Genomic DNA, 18,515 nt, shown 5'->3' with positions numbered 1-18,515 from the left:
TCATTCTGGATTTTTACTCATGCGCGCCATCATCCCTGCGATTGCCCTGACCGTCTTCCTGTCCGCCGTCGGCGCTCCACCGTCCGCCGTTGCGCAGTCCGGCAGCGCCGGCGGCTCGATCGGCAATGACGAGAAATCGCTGTCCGGCTCGCGGTCGGATCGTTCCGCCGAGCCGGCCCCCTCGGCGCGTCGCAGCAAGCCCGCCGAGGAGCCGCGCAGCTCCTCGCGACGCGGTGGTGGAGGCGGTGGCGGGAGTTTCGACGGCGCCTGGATGGTCGTCAGCGTCGGCTGCGGCGGCACCACGTCCGGCGCGGTCGTGGTCTCCTCGGGCAAGGTCATAGGCCAAGGCGTCACGGGTACCGTCAGCGCGAGCGGCGCGGTCAGCACGTTCGGTCAAGGTGATGGCGTGACCTTTACCGGCTCGGGCCGCCTCGCTGCCCGCAGCGGCTCCGGTTCCTTCCGCCGCTCGGACGGCTGCGGCGGAACCTGGACTTCGACCAAGCAATAGCAGCGAAAAAGTCTGGTTTCGCGGGGGAACGAACGCCGCGCAAGCCCGATTCAGGCCACATCCTCTCCGGATTTGCGGCTCATTGCCACCCAAGTCTTTGACGACAAAGGGAAGGTAACGAGTTGCGTCATGCGTAATCGGGAGACCAGGATGGGCAACCGCACCGCAAAATTCTTATCTGCCCTCGTAGGCAGCATCATTGCCGGCGCGCCACTTGCCGCCGTGTCGCAGAATGCATCGACGCCACCGAGCACGGCAAATGCCGCGAGCGACTGCCTTGGCTCGCCAAAGGGCGCCGCGCCGCAGGGCCAGCATTGGCATTATCGCCTCGAGCGCGCGACCAAGCGGCAGTGCTGGTATCTGCGCGCCGAAGGCGGCAAGGCCACCCAAACCGCACAGACTGCGCCCGATACGCCTGCAGCGGATTCAGCCGTGCCGCAGCAGCACTCGGTCGAGGACGCGCGCGCCGAATATCTGACGCCGCAGAGCATCGCCGCCGTGAAGACGCCTGCACAGGCGGGACCGGCGCCGACGCAGCAAGCTGCGAACCCCTCCGCTGACGCCAACGCACAGCAGCCCGCCGTCGCCGGGCGCTGGCCCGACGCCTCCACGGCGTCCGCCGCGCCCACAGAGCAGCCGTCGCCTGCACCTGTCGCGGCCGCCGCGCAGCCGACCGCGAAGCCGGCGAAGTCCCCTGCTCCGATGGCTCTGGCCGCGGCAGACAGCACCGCCGACAAGCAGACCGGCTCGCTCCAGATGCTGCTGCTCGTGATCGGCGGCGCGCTGGCGCTTGCCGGCATCCTCGCCAGCGTCATCTACCGCTTCGCCGGTGGACGCATGCGCGTCCAGGCCGCCGACCAGCGCCGCGTCAACTGGGACAATTTTGAGCCGCACGATCACGACGATGGCCGTGCACCCTGGCTCAACGCTGCGCCCGCCGGCGCGCCGCACGCTCGGCAGCCCCGCCCGGTGGATTTCGATGCCCTGCGTCCGCAGTCAACCCAGCTCAAGACCGCGCAGCTCGCCGCGATCGATCGCGAGATCGATGTGATCGACGAGCTCGCCCCGCAAGCGCAAGACCAAGTCCACGTCGAGGCCGCAGAGCTCGACGAGGCCGATATCTTCAACGGAGAATTCCAGATCGAGGCCGCACCGCAGCTCGCGGCCAACGACGTGAATGACGAAGAGCCGGCCGGCCATGACGACGCGGGAGTCGAGAACGCCATCGACATCGACGTGATCACGACGATGCTGGAACGGTTGGCGAAGGACGGGCCGCGGCTGACGCAGCCTACTAGCCTTGAAGTTGACCTTGCAGACCTCGCACGAAGCCCACGAGGCCGGTCTGCCGCTCGCGCTTGAGGCGTTCGGCCTTCAGGATCGACTGCACCTCGGCGAAGGCCTCGTCAACGTCGTGGTTGATGACGATGTAGTCGTACTCGGCCCAGTGGCTCATCTCGTGGCTGGCGCGGCTCATGCGCTTGCGGATCACCTCGTCGGAATCCTGCGCGCGCGAATGCAGCCGCTTCTCGAGATCGGCAGCCGAGGGCGGCAGGATGAACACGCTGACGACGTCGGCGCGCGCCTTCTCTCGGAGCTGCTGCGTGCCCTGCCAGTCGATGTCGAACAGCACGTCCTGCCCGGCTGACAGCGCCGCCTCGACCGGCGCACGCGGCGTGCCGTAACTGTTGTCGAACACGGTCGCCCATTCCAGCAGCTGGTCGGCTTTCACCATCGCGCCGAAGGTAGCCTTGTCGACGAACGAATAATCCCTGCCGTCGACCTCGCCCGGCCGCATCGCCCGCGTGGTCGCCGACACCGACATTCGAAGGCCGGGCATACGGTCGATCAACATGCGCGACAGCGTCGTCTTGCCCGCGCCCGACGGCGAGGACAGCACGAACATCAATCCGCGCCGCTCGACACCATCAGTTCCGTGACCGCCAATCGTCATCGATCACTCCAGATTCTGGACCTGCTCGCGGAACTGCTCGACCACGTTCTTCATGGCGAGCCCCGTATTGGTCAGCTCGATGTCGTTCGACTTCGAGCAGCAGGTGTTGACTTCGCGGTGAAACTCCTGCGCCAGGAAGTCGAGCTTGCGCCCGACCGGGCCGCCCTTGCCGATCAGCTCGCGCGCCTGCGCGATGTGCGAGGCGATCCGATCGAGCTCCTCGCGGATGTCGGCCCTGGTCGCAATCAGGATCGCTTCCTGCATCAGGCGGTCGGAATCAAAACGGTCGGAGGTGTCGAGGAGGCTCGCGATCTGCTCGGCGAGCCTGGCCTTGACCGCCTCGGGCTTGCGACCGGGCGCGGCCTCCGCCTTCTTCGCCAGCTGCTCGACCTCGTCGACGCGCTGGATCAGGATCTGCCCGAGCGAGGTCCCCTCACGCTTGCGCATCTCGACGAGTTCGGCGAGCGCCTTGTCGAAGGCATCCGCGGCGGCGGCGCGCGCGGCCTTGTCCTCCTCCTCGTCGCCCTCGGGCTCGGCGACCTCAATGACCCCCTTGATGGCCAAAAGCCCGTCGACGCTCGGCGCGACCGCATCGACCTTGCCGGCGATCACGGCGGCGGCCTTGAGGACGGCGTTGAGCACGTCCTCGTTGACGCGGACGCTGGTGGCTGCATTGGCCCGCTTGACGGTCAGATTGGCGTAGACGGTGCCTCGTGAGAGCAGCTCGGCGGCGCGCTTCTTGGCATGAGCCTCAAGCTCGTCGAACCCCTGCGGCAGCCGCACCCGCAAGTCAAAGCCCTTGGCATTGACCGACTTCAATTCCCATTCGAACGTATACGGCCCACTCGCGCCGTGGCTTCGGGCAAAGCCGGTCATGGACGACAACGCCATCAGGTCAATTTCTCCAGAAGCACGGGATTCGCGCGGCCATCAAGCCACGCGAATCTTAAGACTATTTTGCAGGAAAATGTAATCCGCAAAGTCCCGCGGGGCAGGTCTACGCGCAGGCCTAGCGCTGCACCACCGGGGGCGAGGCCTGCACCGCGCCTTGTCGGGCCGGCGGCGGACCCGCGGGGCGAGCGGCCGGCGGCTTCTTCTGCTGGCTGGGGCGTGCCGGCGTCGTCGCCGTCGGCGTATCGGCGGCGCCGGGCGCGGCGCCGGCCGGCGGCTGCGCGTCCTCGGCCGGCTCGACCGTGTCGTTCTGGATCTGCTTTTCCATGGCGCGCAGCTTGGCGACGTTCTTCTGGTGCGCGTCGTAGGTCTCGGTAAAGGAATGCCCGCCGGTACCATCCGCGACGAAATAGAGGTCGCGGGTACGGGCCGGGTTGGCGGCAGCCTCGAGCGAGGCGCGGCCGGGGTTGGAGATCGGGCCCGGCGGCAGGCCCTCGATGACATAGGTGTTGTAGGGCGAAGGCTGCGTGATCTCGCTGCGCTTGATCGGACGGCCGAGCGTGCCCTTGCCGCCGACGAGGCCATAGATGATCGTGGGATCGGACTGCAGCTTGATCCTCTGCTTCAGGCGATTGACGAACACCGCGGCGACACGGCTGCGCTCGTCAGGCTTGCCGGTCTCTTTCTCGACGATCGAGGCCAGCGTCACCAGTTGCTCCGGACTCTTGACCGGAATGTCCTGATTGCGGCGCTCCCAGATCTCGGTCAGCACGCGCTTGTGCGCCTGCTGCATGCGCTGGATCACCTGATCGCGCGGGGTGCCGCGCGGGAACTTGTAGGTCTCGGGCAGCAGCGTGCCTTCGCGCGGCAGCTCACGCACGCTGCCGGTGAAGATGTCGTTGTCGGACAGGCGCGCCACGATCTGCTCGGAGGTGAGGCCCTCCGGAATCGTCACGGCATGCTGCACCACCTTGCCCTCGACGATTGTGGCAATGACGTCGCGCAAGGACGCGTTCTTCTGGAACGAGTATTCACCGGGCTTGAGGTCCGAGCTCGCCTTCAACGCAGCGACGCTGGCAATGAACGCCCACGGATTGACGTCGGTCACGCGTTCCCGGTTCAGCGTCTCGGCGATGTCGCGCTTGCCGGCGCGCTGCGGGATATTGACGATCTTGTCTTCCTTCAGCGGTCCCGGCGCCTCGAGCACCTGCCGGCCGTAATAGTACACGCCGCCCGCACCGATCATTGCAATCAGCAGCAGGGTGATGATGGCGTTGCCGACGATCACGAACGGATTGCGCGCGCGGTCCGATCGCTTCGGCGGCGGCGGGACCTGCTCGGGCTCGAGCGCTGCCCGCGGGCTCCGGGGCGAAATGGGCGGCCTTTCACTCATCGAAGCAACCTGAATCCTGCCGGTTCAAATGCGACCCGACAATCGCTTGTCTGGCCAAGTACACGCGCCCACTTGTATGACTATCGCCGAATACGGCAAAACGGTGGATTCGTCGCAAACACAAACTATTGGACCGGACGCCGGAAGATCACCGACGCGTTGGTACCGCCAAAACCGAAAGAATTCGACAACGCGACGTTGACCTCGCGCTTCTTCGCCTTGTGCGGCACGAGATCGATCGCAGTCTCGACCGATGGATTGTCCAAGTTGATGGTCGGTGGCACGACATTATCGCGAATCGCGAGAATGGCGAAGATCGCCTCGATCGCGCCAGCCGCACCCAGAAGGTGACCGGTCGACGATTTGGTCGAGGACATCGCGACCTTGGAAGCGGCATTGCCGAGCAGACGTTCGACCGCACCGAGCTCGATCTCGTCACCGAGCGGTGTCGAGGTGCCGTGCGCATTGATGTAGTCGAGATCGGACGCGGTGAGGCCGGCGCGCTTGAGCGCTGCCGTCATGCTGCGGAAGCCACCGTCGCCGTCGGGTGACGGCGAGGTGATGTGGTAGGCATCGCCCGAGAGACCGTAGCCGATCACCTCGGCATAGATCTTCGCGCCGCGGCGCTCGGCGTGTTCGAGCTCTTCCAGGACCAGAACGCCGGCGCCCTCGCCCATCACGAAGCCGTCCCGGTCCTTGTCGTAAGGACGCGAGGCCTTCTCAGGCGTTTCGTTGAAGGCTGTCGAGAGCGCACGCGCGGCGTTGAAGCCGGCAATGCCGATGCGGCCGATCGGCGATTCCGCGCCGCCCGCAACCATGACGTCGGCATCGCCGAGCGCGATCAGGCGGGCGGCATCGCCGACCGCGTGAGCGCCGGTCGAGCAGGCCGTGACCACCGAATGGTTCGGCCCCTTCAGCCCATGCTTGATCGAGACATAACCGGAGGCGAGATTGATCAGGCGGCCCGGAATGAAGAACGGCGAGACCCGGCGCGGCCCGCGTTCCTTCAGCAGGACCGCAGTCTCGGCGATACCGTTGAGGCCGCCGATGCCGGATCCAATCATGGTGCCGGTGGCGCATTTATCCTCTTCGGTCTCGGGATGCCAGTTGGCATCGTCGAGCGCCTGGCCGGCTGCGGCCATGCCGAAGATGATGAAGTCGTCGACCTTGCGCTGGTCCTTCGGCTCCATCCAGATGTCGGGATTGAAAGTGTCGTTGGTGCCGTCGCCGCGCACGACCGTGCAGCCGATCTTGGTCTGAAGATCGGAGACATCGAAGCTCTCGATTTTGCGTGCGCCGCTTTCGCCGTCGAGGATGCGCTTCCAGGTCGGCTCGACTCCGCAGCCGAGTGGCGAAACCATGCCAAGACCCGTAACGACAACCCGCCTCATGTCCGAAAACTCCGCATCGAAAGATTCACGGCCAATAACAAGAAACCGGCTGACCGCTGTTGGGCGGTCCGTCCGGTTTCAATGTTGTCCCCGCGAAATGAAGAGCGTTAGCTCTTCGCGTTCTTCTCGAGAAACTTGGTGGCGTCGCCGACGGTGAGAATCGTTTCCGCGGCATCGTCCGGAATCTCGCAACCGAATTCCTCTTCGAACGCCATCACCAGCTCGACGGTGTCCAGACTGTCGGCGCCGAGGTCGTCGATGAAGCTCGCAGCGTCGACAACCTTCTCGGGTTCAACACCAAGGTGTTCGACCACGATCTTCTTAACCCGCTCGCCAATCTCACTCATTGCATAACCTCGTGTTGTTCCCTGTAGACCCGACCCCCCGGGACGATACGAGCCGTCGTGGTCGTTGACTGCCTTCGCTTACGAACTTTGATCTGGCCCCATCCTAACCGATGCAGGCCCGGCGAATGACGGCCAAGGCTCCGCATCGCCAATATACAGGGTTTCAAAAACCTGCAATGGCGTTCTTTGCCCATCCGTTGAAGGTCCGGTTATCATACTTCAATTGCGTTGACTACAAGCCTCATTTCGCTCCGGAAACGGCCGTTTGCCGCATTCGGCTGCCCAAGGGGCGGTGCGGCATGAGGCGTCAGATCATGGCCATGCCGCCGTTGACGTGGATGGTTTGGCCGGTGACATAGGCCGCTTCGTTCGAACTCAGGTAGACGGCGGCCGCCGCGATGTCCTCTGGCGTCCCCAGGCGATTGGCCGGAACCTTGGTCAGAATCGTTTCGCGCTGCTTGTCGTTGAGCGCATCGGTCATCGGGGTCTTGATGAAGCCGGGAGCGATGCAGTTCGCGGTGACGCCGCGCTTGGCGTATTCGGCACCCAGCGTCTTGATCATCCCGATCAGGCCTGCCTTCGACGCAGTATAATTGCCCTGCCCCGGGTTGCCGGTGACGCCGACCACCGAAGTGATGGCGATGATGCGGCCGAAGCGCTTGCGCATCATCAATTTGGTTGCGGCGCGGGCAAGGCGGAAGGTCGAGGTCAAATTGATGTTGATGACCTCCTCCCAGTCCTCGTCACGGAGCTGCACGAAGAGATTGTCGCGCGTGATGCCGGCATTGGCGACGAGGATGTCGACCTGTCCCATCGCCGCCTCCGCAGCGGGCACCAGCCCTTCGACCTCCTCGACTTTGGAGAGATTGCAGGGCAGCACATGGTTGCGCTCGCCGAGCTTGCCTGCAAGCTCATCCAGCACTTCCTTGCGCGTCCCCGATATCGCGACGGTGGCGCCCTGCGCGTGCAGCGCCTGCGCGATCGCGCCGCCGATGCCGCCAGTTGCGCCGGTGACGAGCGCCTTTTTGCCAGTCAGATCGAACATCGATAACTCCTCCAAGGCACGATCCGGAAACGCGCGCAGCGGTTTTCCGAAAGGGTCGTGCGTCAACTGTAGAACTCGCGCGCGACGACGAATTATCGCGCTTCAGGCCTGCTTGGCAGCAGCCAATGCATCTTTGGCAGCAGCAATGTCGTTGGGACCACCGACCGCAACGCCGACGGCACCGTCTGCGATACGCTTGACCAGGCCCGTCAGCACCTTGCCGGCACCGATCTCAAAGAAACGGGTGACGCCCTGCCCCGCCATATAGGCAACCGACTCGCGCCACCGCACAGTGCCGGTGACCTGCTCGACCAGGCGCCGGCGGATCTCGTCGGGATCGGTGATCGCGCTCGCCAGCACATTCGACACCAGCGGGGCGGCCGGCGCCTTGATCGTGACCCCGGCCAGCGCCTCCGCCATTGCGTCGGCAGCCGGCTGCATCAGTTTGCAATGGAACGGTGCGGACACCGGCAGCAGCATTGCTCGCTTAGCGCCCTTGGTTTTGGCGATCTCGACGGCGCGATCGACCGCAGCCTTGTCGCCGGAGACGACCACTTGCCCGCCGCCATTGTCGTTGGCGGCTTGGCAGACCTCTCCCTGAGCGGCCTCCTCCGCCACCGCCACGGCGGCCTCGTAGTCGAGGCCGAGCAGAGCGGCCATCGCACCGACGCCGACCGGCACAGCTTTTTGCATTGCGAGACCGCGGATGCGAAGCAGCCGCGCCGTGTCGGAAATCGTCAGGCTGTCGGCCGCGGCCAGCGCCGAATATTCGCCGAGCGAGTGGCCGGCGACGAAGGCCGCATCCCGCCGCACGGAAAACCCGGCTTCGGCCTCCAGCACCCGCAGGGTGGCGATAGACACCGCCATCAGGGCCGGCTGGGCGTTTTGGGTGAGCTGGAGGGTTTCAGCCGGACCATCCCAGATGGTCGCCGTCAGCTTCTCCCCCAGCGCGGCATCGACCTCGTCGAACACGGCGCGCGCCACCGGAAAGGCATCGGCCAGGGCCTTGCCCATGCCGACCGCCTGGGAACCCTGCCCCGGAAATGTGAATGCTGCCGTCATCGGCGCTCCCTGCTTGTCGGGCGTGATCCCTGCGAGAACCGGCAGCCGATGACGCGCGGCCTTAGGCCATGGTTCCGGATCAAGCTCCAAAGGGGGCCGTAGACACTGTCCGGGGCCGGAATGTCAAGCCAAGATGGGAACTTCGATCAGCCTTCGACTGGCAGCCTTCAACCGGAGTGACGGGTTCCTAAAATCCGCCAGCCGTCTGGTTGGCATCGACCTCGGACCCCGCCTGCGCACGGCGCGCGCTGTTGACCAATTGCCCCGGCCGGTCATCGCGGTTCGGCTTCGCGGTCGCAAGCCGCAGCACGGCGGCATAACTCGGTTGCACCTCCATCCGGCCCGCATGCCGGCTCTCACTCAGCAAGCGGTGCACCTTCGGCAGATTGTAGCAGGGCACGTAGAACAAGAGATGATGTTCGAGGTGGTAGTTCACGTAGTACGGCGCGATGAACAAGCGCTCGAGGAAATTGGCATAGGTGGTGCGGGTATTGCGCAGGGGATCGTTGCTGTCAGGTACGACCGCGTGCTCTGCGATGTTGCGGATGCGGGTGATGACCATCATCCAGGTCAGGAGCGGCACCAGCCATAGCAGCGGATAGGCCCACCACACGCCGGCCGCCGTGAGCGCTGCGAACATCGCGCCATTGACCAGACATTGCGGGCCAAGCTTCTCCCACAAATGCGCCGCGCGCTGCCGCGATGGCCAGTCCTTCGGCCCGAGCGCGTTGAGCAATTGCGCCTTGCGCTGCTGGTAGCCGGTCTGCCCGGTGAGGTCGCGAATGAACTTGCGGCGATAGCTCAGCTTCGTGATCGGAAACGGCGCCGATAGCACGAGATCGGGATCGTCCTCCTGCTGGGTGCGCGCATGGTGCTGAAGGTGATAGCGCCGATAGCTGCGCGTCTCCGCAAACAGAGGATAGGCGCAGAACCACTGGCTTAGGGTCAGATTGGTCTTCTCGTCGGGGGACAGGCAGCCATGCGCGCCGTCATGCATGAGGATCGCGAGCCCGAGCTGGCGCGAGCCGATGATGGCAAGGGCGAGCACATAAGTGATCGGATTGGGCCACCACGCGACCAAGGCGATTGCCGCGATGATGAGCGCCCAGGCGTGCGCGATCAGCGCGACGCCTTTCCAGGTCACGCGCCGGCGCACGTCGGCAAGTTGCTCGTCGGTCAGGAAATCGCGGGCACGCATGCGAAGCGCAGTCATGGCCTAATCCTCCTCATTCGAATTGCTCGATGCGTCGCGCGCGTCGACGAGGCGCAGCCGCGCAGTGTCATCAGAGGATTTCGCCTGTTCGCCCAGCACGCGCAGCATCTCGGCGCACAGCGCCTCGGGCGAACGGCCCATGGCGTAGCCCTCAAGGATGACGCCGATGGCGACGGCCCAGAACCGCCGCGAACTCTCGTCGGGCGCGCGCAGGGAGCGCCAGCCGTGCCGCGCGACCTGGCTCGCATAGGCCCGCGCACCTTCACTGTGCAGGCGCTCGATGGTGCGCTCGACCAGCGGCGCGAGATCCTGGCGCCGCCGCGTCAGCGTCAGCGCCTCGGCGAAGAAGGCCACCGAATCGCTCGTCGTCACGGTCTCGGCCAGCGCGTGGGTATAATCCCGCGGCGCGCGCGCCTTCAGCGCCGCCTGCTCGGTCGCCCGCGCCAGATACAGCAGCTCGCGGCAGGCGCATTCGACGAACAGCGCCTCCTTGGTACGGAAATAATAGGTGATCTGGCTCGGGAACGCGTTCGCAGCGGCCGCGATGTCGGTGATCGCCGTACCCGACAGCCCCCGCTCCCGAAACAGCGGGCTCGCGGCATCAAGCAGCAGCGAGCGCATTTTGCGGCCGGCCGACCGCGTGGCGCGGGCGGCGTGTTTGGGATCGCCTGCCTCCTTGAGGGGCTCGTGGGCCGGCTTATCTGCCATTGGAGTTCGCTCCGGTTGATTTATTTGTATGATATACAAACAAACAAATCAAGCCGGTATGATGGTCGGCGGCGGATCCGGCCGCCCGCATTGCGATCCCCGCGCCGAAACGGCGCCTGCAACCTTGCCAAGTCAGCCGAAATCCGTATAAGGCGCCCATCCGCAGACCCCGGCCGGGAGCTGAACGGACGGTCTCAGCAAATCATTTGTGATTTTGGTGTGGCAGGGCCAGTCGGCCCGTCGTCCCGTGTTTCCGCCTTCTGAGCTTAATCCCAGAGTCCTTTCCGAAGGCCTCTTAAGGGCTTGACGCCGGGCGATGCGCCAACATGAGGAAAGGACTTCCATGGCTCTCTATGAGCATGTTTTTCTCGCGCGCCAAGACGCGAGCACGCAGCAGGTCGAAGAGCTGACTGCGCAGATGACCGGCATCGTCGAAGGTCTCGGCGGCAAGGTCACCAAGACCGAGAATTGGGGCGTACGCTCCCTCACCTACCGCATGAACAAGAACCGCAAGGCGCATTTCGTGCTGCTCAACATCGACGCGCCGTCCGCGGCGATCGCCGAGATCGAGCGCCAGGAGCGCATCAGCGAAGACGTGATCCGCTATCTCAGCGTCCGCGTCGAGGAGCTCGAGGAAGGCCCGTCCGCGATGATGCGCAAGGCCGACCGTGACCGCGAGCGTGACGACCGTGGCGGCGGCTTCCGTGGCGATCGCGAAGGCGGTGGCTTCCGTGGTGGCGATCGTGAAGGCGGCGGCTTCCGCGGTGACCGCGGTCCGCGCCGTCCGCGTGAAGACGCTGAAACCACCACCACCACCACGACGGATGGGGAGTAAGAACAATGGCTGAAGCTGGTGCACGCCGCCCGTTTTTCCGTCGCCGCAAGAGCTGCCCGTTCACGGGCGCGAATGCTCCGAAGATCGACTACAAGGACTCCAAGCTGCTGATGCGTTACGTCTCCGAGCGCGGCAAGATCGTGCCGAGCCGCATCACCGCGGTTTCCGCGAAGAAGCAGCGTGAGCTTGCCCGCGCCATCAAGCGCGCGCGGTTCCTGGGCCTGTTGCCCTACGTCATTCGCTAAAACGAATTCGGCCGGCGGCGACATCGCCGCCGGCCGTACGACCTAGTTTCTCATAAGGCTTCCGGGTCGTCCGGTCGCCGATGGTTGGGGCGAGATGCCTCTAACCGCTCGAAGGGAGCGGGACAGCTGATGATGGCCTTTGGACTGATAGCCCTGATCGCCGGCGCTGCGTCGGCCCTGATGTTCGCCTCGATCATTTCGGGCGCGCTGATCTCGCTCGTCCTGTTCTATCTCGCACCGCTGCCGCTGATGGTCGCTTCGATCGGCTGGGGACCGCTTTGCGCGAGCCTGGGCGGCATCGCCGCCGCGCTTGGCCTCGGCGCCCTGTTCGGCCTGCCCTATTGCATCGCCTTCGCCCTCACCGTCGCATTGCCGGCCTGGTGGCTCGGCCATCTCGTCCTGCTCAGCCGGCCGGTCGGAGCCGCCGCGCCGGAGCCCGCCGCCGAGCCGCCCACCGAGCCTGCGCTGGAGTGGTATCCGGTCGGCCGTATCCTGCTGTGGATCGCGGGCTTCGCCACACTGACCACGATCGCCGCGCTGCTCACGATCGGCACCGACGCGGAGACCATCACCGGCACGCTGCGCCGTGGCTTGATGCGCCTCCTCCGCGCCGCCGACCCGCAGAGCTCCGGCGAGACCGACCAATTCGTCGGCGCACTGGTGCGTATCTTGCCGGCGGGTGCCACCATCGTTGCGATGATGACGCTGACCCTCAACCTCTGGCTCAGCACCAAGGTGACGGCGACGTCGGGCCGGTTGCGGCGCCCCTGGCCGGACCTGATGACCGCGGAGCTGCCGCCGATGACGCTCGTGGCGCTCTGCGTCGCGCTCGCCTTCTGCTTCACCGGCGGACTGCTTGCGATCGCGGCGCAAATCGCGACGGCTGCGCTGATGATGGGGTACGCGCTGACCGGCTTTGCCGTGCTGCATACGCTGACGCTGGCGCTGAAGAGCCGCACCTTCTGGCTCGGCTCGACCTACGCCGTCGTCGTCGTGTTCGGATGGCCCGTCATCGCGATGGTGATCCTCGGCCTCGCCGATGCCGTGTTCGGCCTCCGCGAACGCTTCCTTCGCACGCGCCAGCCACCGCCGCTGCCGACCTCTTGAGTTCAAGTCCGAAAGTTCAAGTTCGAAATTCCACCTCACTCAACACATCAAAGGAGAACTAATATGGAAGTCATTTTGCTGGAACGCGTCAACAAGCTCGGTCACATGGGCGAAGTCGTGAAGGTTCGCGACGGCTATGCCCGCAATTTCCTGCTCAAGCGCGGCAAGGCGCTGCGCGCCACCGCCGACAACCGTGCCAAGTACGACGGCATGAAGGCCGAGCTCGAGGCTCGCAACCTTGAGTCCAAGGGCGAGGCGTCCAAGGTCGCCGAGAAGATCCAGGGCAAGAACATCATCGTGATCCGTCAAGCTTCGGAAGCCGGTCAACTGTTCGGCTCGGTCAACGTGCGCGACATCGTCGTGGCGTTCGAAGCCGACGGGGTTTCGCTGTCCCGCCCGCAGGTTCAGCTCGATGCGCCGATCAAGACCATCGGCAAGCACACCATCACGGTCGCCATCCACCCCGAGGTCGAGGTCGAGATCAGTGTCACCGTGGCGCGCAGCCAGGACGAGGCCGAGCGCATCAACCGCGGCGAGGACATCTCGAGCCGGAACGAAGACCGGGATGCTGCGGCCGAAGCGATCGCAGCCGCCGGCGAGTTCTTCGACCCGGAAGCCCTGCAGGACGACGCCGAGCCGGCGCCGGCCGCGGAAGAGACCGAGAAGTAAGCCTCGCGTTCGCGCAGGCTTTCGAAGCCCGGTCGCCTCAGGCGGCCGGGTTTTTCGTTGTGGCGGCACAATCCTCGCTCAGCATCGCGATCGACGCGAGCGCCGTCGCCGTATGGTCTCGACCCCGGCGCTGACGCAGAAAACGCCGGCTGCGGCGACGGAGACCTGACGGCCCGACTTGATCACCCTCGCCCGGCAGATCCGCTTCTCGCCGACCGCGGGCGACAACAGATTGAGCTTGTAGCCGAAACGACGAAGGCCGCGCGAGAGCGCGGCCTTCGCATGTCTAAAAATGTGGTCGCCTATCGCGAAATCGGCGGCGTCGGCGGACCGGACGATTCGGCTGGCGCCGGTGGAGTCGCAGCGGTCGCGGGCGGCGCCGGTTCCTGCGACTTCGCTGGCGGTTCGGCGCTCGCGGCGGGCTTGGGAGCAGCCTCTTCCGCCGCCTTGGGCGCAGCTGGCTCGGGAGGCTTCGCGGCGGACGGTGCGGCCGGCGTCACCTGCGGCACCGGATCGGGCCGCAACGCCGGAGCTTCGCTGCCGCGCGGCTCCACCTTGGCGCTTTCCGGCTTGGCCTCGGCGGGCTTGTCGGACGGCTTGCTGCCTTCGGGTTTGCTGCCTTCGGGTTTGCTGCCTTCGGATTTAGCTTCGCCGGAATCCACCTTCGCAGTCTCGGGCTTTGTCTCAGGCTTGGACTCGACCTTCGGCTCGCTCTTCTTGTCGTCTGCCGTCGGCGCCGCGGCATCGACCTTCGGCGCCTCATCACTTCCCGGCTTGCCGCGCTTGCCGAGACGCTTGGCCTTGCGCCCTTCGGGGACAGCCTGGCCCTCTGGCTTCGCACCTTCCTTCGTTCCTTCTTCGGCCGGCCGCGCGGCGCGCTTCTGACGCGCGCCCTCGGCCGCGGGAGCGGCACCCTCGCCTTCCGGCTTGGCGGACTCCTGGGAACGTTGCCGGCGGCCCTGATGTTCAGGAGACTGCGCGGGATTGGTATTGGCTTCCTTGTCCTTATCCTTGGCGCCGTCCTTCTTGTCCTTGCCGTCCTTATGGCCGTCCTTCGCCTGGAAGCGGGTGTCGGTGGCCCCGTTGGAGACGAGGTAGGAGGCAAGCACGCCGGCCATGTCGGGGCTGGTCGTGTAATGCTGGCGCAGGAAGGCCGGCAAGGAGCCCGGCGCCACTGTTTTCAAAAGGCCGCGCGGGCTCTTGTGACATGCATTACAGGTCTGCGCGAAAAGCTGGGATGGGGCCTTGCCGGCCTCGAGGTTCGTCGCCTGCGCGAAAACGGTATCGGTCGCGCCGAAGCCGATCAGAAGCAAGATCGTCGCGAGGCTGAGCGCTCGGCTCGACATTCCCATCATCTCCATTGAATTCCGAGAGGTGCAGCCGGCAGGCGGCGCCGCGGCGGGTCACCTTTTATCCGATTGAGCCGCGAATGGAAGCAGGCACCGCGCGCAAGGATGTGATTAAGCGGTTTTGGAATATCCGCTTTGAGCACAGCGCAATAGCGGGCCCGGGACACCTCCCTAGATCTAGATGCAAGCGCATAGGAACCGCTGAGATGCCCGGGCGTAGGGTGTGAAAGGCCGGGTTAGTCGCATCTCTTCAGGTTCGCTCGAGAGGATGGGTGCCGATGGACCGATTGTTGCGTCAATTCCTGTCTCAATTCATCCGCCGCGGGTCGATGACGGTGACCACGGCGAAGGGCTCGAAGTTCACCGTCGGCGACGGCTCGGGCGAACCGGTCGCAGTCCGCTTCGTCACCGCGGACGCAGAGCGGAAGATCCTCGTCAATCCCGAGCTCGGGCTTGGCGAGGCCTATATGGACGGCGAGTTCATTGTCGAGCATGGCACCATAGCTGATGCTCTCGCGATCCTGCTCGGTCAACCCGACCTGTTGCCGCACTGGGCAAAACCCTGGTGGCACCTGCGCTATCTGGTGCGGCACCTGAAGCAGTTCAATCCGCGCCCGCGATCCCGCCGCAACGTCGCACATCATTACGATCTCGATGCGAGGCTCTATTCGCTCTTCCTCGACGCCGACAAGCAATATAGCTGCGCCTATTTCGAGACGCCGGAGAGCACACTCGACGATGCACAGCTTGCCAAGAAACGGCACGTCGCCGCAAAGCTGCTCGTCAAGAGCGGCCAGCGCGTCCTCGACATCGGTTCGGGCTGGGGCGGACTTGGGCTCTATCTCGCCGAGATCGCAGGTGCTGACGTCACCGGCATAACGTTGTCGACCGAGCAGTTGCAGATCGCCAATGCGCGCGCAGCCGAAAAGGGCCTGACCGGATCGGCCAAATTCCTGCTTCAGGACTATCGCGACATCGCCGGTCCGTTCGACCGCATCGTCTCAGTCGGCATGCTGGAGCATGTCGGCGCCCGCTTCTACGACACCTACTTCCGGCGCTGCGCCGAGCTGCTGGATAAGGACGGCGTCATGTTGCTGCACTCGATCGGCCGTTCGCAGGGCCCGGACTCCACCAATCCCTGGATCGCCAAATACATCTTTCCCGGCGGCTACATCCCCGCCCTCTCGGAGGTGCTGCCGGCGATCGAGCGGGCGGGCTTGCTGGTCTGCGACATCGAGATTTTGCGCCTTCATTACGCCGAAACCCTGAAGGCATGGCGCGAGCGCTTCATGGCGCGACGCGAAGAAGCCGTGCAGCTGTATGACGAGCGCTTCGCGCTGATGTGGGAATTTTATCTAGCAGCCAGCGAGATGACGTTCCGCAAGCAGCATATGATGAACTTCCAGATTCAACTCACCCGCCGTCAGGGCGTCGTGCCGATGACGCGCAACTACATCGCGCGTGAAGAAGCCCGACTGCGGGCCGTCGAAGCCGGCGCCACGCCGAGGCTGAAGCTGGCTGGTGAATGAGTCCTAGTGGCGCAGGGTCGAAACCGGAGCGGACGTGGAACCGGCCGTTAAGGCCAATTGCATCCGCAGCGCTTTCAGGATTTCAGGGGCGACCGGTTCCCGACGCACTTCCGGCCGCTCAGCGTGCTCCATGGCCGCGATCAGCCCCGACAGCCAAAGTCGGCTGCCTGCTTCGCTTCGCCAATTCCGGGGCTGCCGTTCTGGCCGCATCGCTTGCCTCGTTCCCTGGTGGCAGATCAGGAGACAACCCCCCGCCCGCTAACCTGTTCCGGCTGTACCCCCGAAAGAATCCGGGGAGATGTGATCTGCTTCACATAAGTCTCGTCAGCCCTGGCTTAGACCGTCGCCATGAGCAACGAGACCAAAACCTCATTCGACGTGCAGGACGACCTCCGCACCGATTACGCCCTGATCGCTACCGGCGTCGGGGCGGCCCTGGTTGCACTGGTCTACCTCCTGCTGGTCTGAACCGAGCCAAAAGCGCCTGGCCGTGGGTCATTCCCGCGCGTCTCGATGTGTCTGCCCGGCACCCCATCAGGTTCACTTCATCCGGCGTTTTCCGGGGTGCGTAACGACCGCATCTAGGCCGCGACCTGGTTCCACGAAATCCGTCAAGCGCGGCGCGTGCTGCGGCGGTCAATCATCCACCATTTTAATGATCGGTTGATAGCGGCGAGCTTTTGCTTCCGCTTTGGGCTGAGGCGGCGCTTTATCCCGGCCCCGCATCCGCCCCAGAAAATTGCTATCGCTCGACCATGGCCCTGACTGATTCGAACGTTCTCAAACTCGCGCCCGAAGCCGGAACCCCGGCCTATCGGAGCGCGCCGCATAACATCGAGGCGGAACAGAGCCTTCTGGGCGCGATCCTGGTCAACAACGACGCGTTTTACCGCGTCTCCGATTTTCTGGAGCCGAAGCATTATTTCGAGCCGCTGCACCAGACCATCTTCGAGACCGCCAGCAGCCTGATCCGGATGGGCAAGATCGCGACGCCCGTCACCCTGAAGACCTTCCTGCCCGCCGACACCGACATCGGCGGCATGACCATCGGGCAATATCTGGCGCGCCTCGCCGCCGAAGCGACGACCATCATCAATGCGCAGGATTATGGGCGCACCATCTACGATCTGGCATTGCGACGCGACCTGATCGGCATCGGCGAGGACATGGTCAATGTCGCCTATGACGCCCCGGTCGACTTCGCACCGCGGGCGCAGATCGAGGACGCCGAGCGCCGCCTCTACGAACTCGCCGAATCCGGCCGCTATGACGGAGGCTTCCAGAAATTCTCGCAGGCGCTGACGCTTGCGGTCGATCTGGCCGCGAAAGCGTTCCAGCGCGACGGAAAGCTGTCGGGCATCTCGACGGGCCTGCGCGACCTCGACACCAAAATGGGCGGGTTGCAGCACTCCGACCTCATCATCGTCGCCGGCCGCCCCGGCATGGGCAAGACGTCGCTAGCGACCAACATCGCCTACAACGTCGCCCGGGCCTATGTTCCAGAACTCCAGGCCGACGGCACCATGAAGGCTGCCCATGGCGGCGTCATCGGCTTCTTCTCCTGCGAAATGTCGGCCGACCAGCTCGCCACGCGTATTGTGGCCGAGCGCACCGGCATCCCTTCCTCCTCGATCCGCCGCGGCGGCATCTCGGAGGCCGATTTCGAGAAGATCCGCGAGGTCTCGATCGAGCTGCAGTCGCTGCCCTTCTATGTCGACGAGACCGGCGGTCTCTCGATTGCGCAGCTCATGGCGCGCGCCCGCCGGCTGAAGCGGCAGAAGGGCCTCGACCTCATCGTCATCGACTACATCCAGCTCTTGTCGGGTTCGGGCAAGCGCAGCGAAAACCGCGTGCAGGAAATCACCGAGATCACGACCAGTCTGAAGGCGCTCGCCAAGGAACTCAGCGTGCCCGTGATTGCGCTTTCGCAGCTCTCGCGCCAGGTCGAATCGCGCGACGACAAGCGGCCACAGCTCTCGGATTTGCGCGAATCCGGCTCGATCGAGCAGGACGCCGACGTCGTGCTGTTCGTCTATCGCGAGGAATATTACCTCGGAAACAAGGAGCCGCGCCCGGGCACACCCGAGCACGAAAAATGGCGCCTGGACATGGATCTTGCGCACGGCAAGGCCGAAGTCATCATCGGCAAGCAGCGCCACGGCCCGACCGGCACCGTCGATCTGGCCTTCGAAGCGTCGGTCACCCGGTTCGGCGACCTTGCGCCGGACAGCCAGGTGCCGGACCGCGGCGGCGGCGACTACTGAGTTCC

General features: G+C 65.0%; 18 protein-coding genes and 1 pseudogene. 8 read left to right on the top strand and 11 right to left on the bottom strand.

Annotated elements, in window-relative coordinates; translation table 11 throughout:
- Nucleotides 1-19: 19 nt before the first annotated feature.
- Together IVB13_RS37960 and IVB13_RS37955 are read left to right on the top strand one after the other, a co-directional pair.
- Nucleotides 20-508: a hypothetical protein gene (locus IVB13_RS37960; protein WP_204510992.1), complete on the top strand. Its 489-nt coding sequence runs from the start codon at nucleotides 20-22 to the stop codon at nucleotides 506-508.
- Between the two features lie 150 nt (nucleotides 509-658).
- Nucleotides 659-1,870 (top strand): hypothetical protein, encoded by a 1,212-nt coding sequence (locus tag IVB13_RS37955; protein WP_018459112.1) that lies wholly within the window; start codon nucleotides 659-661, stop codon nucleotides 1,868-1,870.
- Here the strand turns inward: IVB13_RS37955 and gmk are convergent.
- The 9 genes from gmk to IVB13_RS37910 all read right to left on the bottom strand — a co-directional run bounded on the left by gmk (nucleotide 1,803) and on the right by IVB13_RS37910 (nucleotide 10,512).
- A complete protein-coding gene (gmk, locus tag IVB13_RS37950) occupies nucleotides 1,803-2,462 on the bottom strand; it encodes a guanylate kinase (protein ID WP_018459113.1) in 660 nt (219 codons plus the stop codon). The genes IVB13_RS37955 and gmk overlap by 68 nt on opposite strands.
- 3 nt (nucleotides 2,463-2,465) lie before the next feature.
- On the bottom strand, nucleotides 2,466-3,353 hold the full coding sequence (locus IVB13_RS37945) for a YicC/YloC family endoribonuclease (RefSeq protein ID WP_018459114.1): 888 nt from the start codon (nucleotides 3,351-3,353) through the stop codon (nucleotides 2,466-2,468).
- A gap of 118 nt (nucleotides 3,354-3,471) precedes the next feature.
- Entirely contained in the window at nucleotides 3,472-4,746 is a 1,275-nt protein-coding gene (gene mltG, locus IVB13_RS37940) for an endolytic transglycosylase MltG (protein ID WP_247492573.1), read from the bottom strand.
- A gap of 125 nt (nucleotides 4,747-4,871) precedes the next feature.
- The gene (fabF, locus tag IVB13_RS37935) at nucleotides 4,872-6,137 is read right to left on the bottom strand and encodes a beta-ketoacyl-ACP synthase II (RefSeq protein ID WP_247368751.1); all 1,266 of its coding nucleotides are present in this window, start codon (nucleotides 6,135-6,137) and stop codon (nucleotides 4,872-4,874) included.
- 107 nt (nucleotides 6,138-6,244) lie between these two features.
- Nucleotides 6,245-6,484, bottom strand: coding sequence for an acyl carrier protein (locus IVB13_RS37930; protein WP_006020277.1), 240 nt, complete (start codon nucleotides 6,482-6,484; stop codon nucleotides 6,245-6,247).
- 307 nt (nucleotides 6,485-6,791) lie between these two features.
- Nucleotides 6,792-7,529 (bottom strand): 3-oxoacyl-[acyl-carrier-protein] reductase, encoded by a 738-nt coding sequence (gene fabG / locus IVB13_RS37925; protein WP_247368753.1) that lies wholly within the window; start codon nucleotides 7,527-7,529, stop codon nucleotides 6,792-6,794.
- Between the two features lie 102 nt (nucleotides 7,530-7,631).
- Nucleotides 7,632-8,591: an ACP S-malonyltransferase gene (gene fabD, locus IVB13_RS37920; RefSeq protein ID WP_026233738.1), complete on the bottom strand. Its 960-nt coding sequence runs from the start codon at nucleotides 8,589-8,591 to the stop codon at nucleotides 7,632-7,634.
- A 187-nt stretch (nucleotides 8,592-8,778) separates the two neighbouring features.
- Nucleotides 8,779-9,804 (bottom strand): fatty acid desaturase family protein, encoded by a 1,026-nt coding sequence (locus tag IVB13_RS37915; RefSeq protein WP_247368756.1) that lies wholly within the window; start codon nucleotides 9,802-9,804, stop codon nucleotides 8,779-8,781.
- Between the two features lie 3 nt (nucleotides 9,805-9,807).
- Nucleotides 9,808-10,512 carry a TetR/AcrR family transcriptional regulator C-terminal domain-containing protein gene (locus tag IVB13_RS37910; protein ID WP_247368759.1) on the bottom strand — a complete coding sequence of 235 codons (705 nt, stop codon included), beginning with the start codon at nucleotides 10,510-10,512 and terminating at the stop codon, nucleotides 9,808-9,810.
- 343 nt (nucleotides 10,513-10,855) lie between these two features.
- On the opposite strand from IVB13_RS37910, the gene rpsF reads away from it, so the two are divergent.
- From rpsF to rplI, 4 genes are all read left to right on the top strand, one after another.
- Nucleotides 10,856-11,347 carry a 30S ribosomal protein S6 gene (rpsF, locus tag IVB13_RS37905; protein ID WP_247368761.1) on the top strand — a complete coding sequence of 164 codons (492 nt, stop codon included), beginning with the start codon at nucleotides 10,856-10,858 and terminating at the stop codon, nucleotides 11,345-11,347.
- Between the two features lie 5 nt (nucleotides 11,348-11,352).
- Complete coding sequence (rpsR, locus tag IVB13_RS37900) at nucleotides 11,353-11,592, top strand: 30S ribosomal protein S18 (RefSeq protein ID WP_007592020.1); 240 nt, start codon at nucleotides 11,353-11,355, stop codon at nucleotides 11,590-11,592.
- Between the two features lie 129 nt (nucleotides 11,593-11,721).
- Nucleotides 11,722-12,699, top strand: coding sequence for a hypothetical protein (locus tag IVB13_RS37895; RefSeq protein ID WP_204510986.1), 978 nt, complete (start codon nucleotides 11,722-11,724; stop codon nucleotides 12,697-12,699).
- 63 nt (nucleotides 12,700-12,762) lie between these two features.
- Nucleotides 12,763-13,368: a 50S ribosomal protein L9 gene (gene rplI, locus IVB13_RS37890; RefSeq protein ID WP_007609316.1), complete on the top strand. Its 606-nt coding sequence runs from the start codon at nucleotides 12,763-12,765 to the stop codon at nucleotides 13,366-13,368.
- A gap of 37 nt (nucleotides 13,369-13,405) precedes the next feature.
- Here the strand turns inward: rplI and IVB13_RS37885 are convergent.
- Nucleotides 13,406-13,611: pseudogene (locus IVB13_RS37885) on the bottom strand (PaaI family thioesterase); the annotation flags it as partial.
- 59 nt (nucleotides 13,612-13,670) lie between these two features.
- A complete protein-coding gene (locus IVB13_RS37880; RefSeq protein WP_247492571.1) occupies nucleotides 13,671-14,714 on the bottom strand; it encodes a hypothetical protein in 1,044 nt (347 codons plus the stop codon).
- 281 nt (nucleotides 14,715-14,995) lie between these two features.
- On the opposite strand from IVB13_RS37880, the gene IVB13_RS37875 reads away from it, so the two are divergent.
- Nucleotides 14,996-16,246, top strand: coding sequence for a cyclopropane-fatty-acyl-phospholipid synthase family protein (locus tag IVB13_RS37875; protein ID WP_018459125.1), 1,251 nt, complete (start codon nucleotides 14,996-14,998; stop codon nucleotides 16,244-16,246).
- 755 nt (nucleotides 16,247-17,001) lie between these two features.
- Nucleotides 17,002-18,510 carry a replicative DNA helicase gene (locus IVB13_RS37870; protein ID WP_018459126.1) on the top strand — a complete coding sequence of 503 codons (1,509 nt, stop codon included), beginning with the start codon at nucleotides 17,002-17,004 and terminating at the stop codon, nucleotides 18,508-18,510.
- The last annotated feature ends 5 nt before the right edge of the window (nucleotides 18,511-18,515 follow it).

The sequence above is a fragment of the Bradyrhizobium sp. 17 genome (assembly GCF_023073515.1).
In the GTDB taxonomy this organism is placed as follows: Bacteria; Pseudomonadota; Alphaproteobacteria; order Rhizobiales; family Xanthobacteraceae; genus Bradyrhizobium; species Bradyrhizobium canariense_D.
This window is presented reverse-complemented; position numbering and strand designations above follow the sequence as displayed.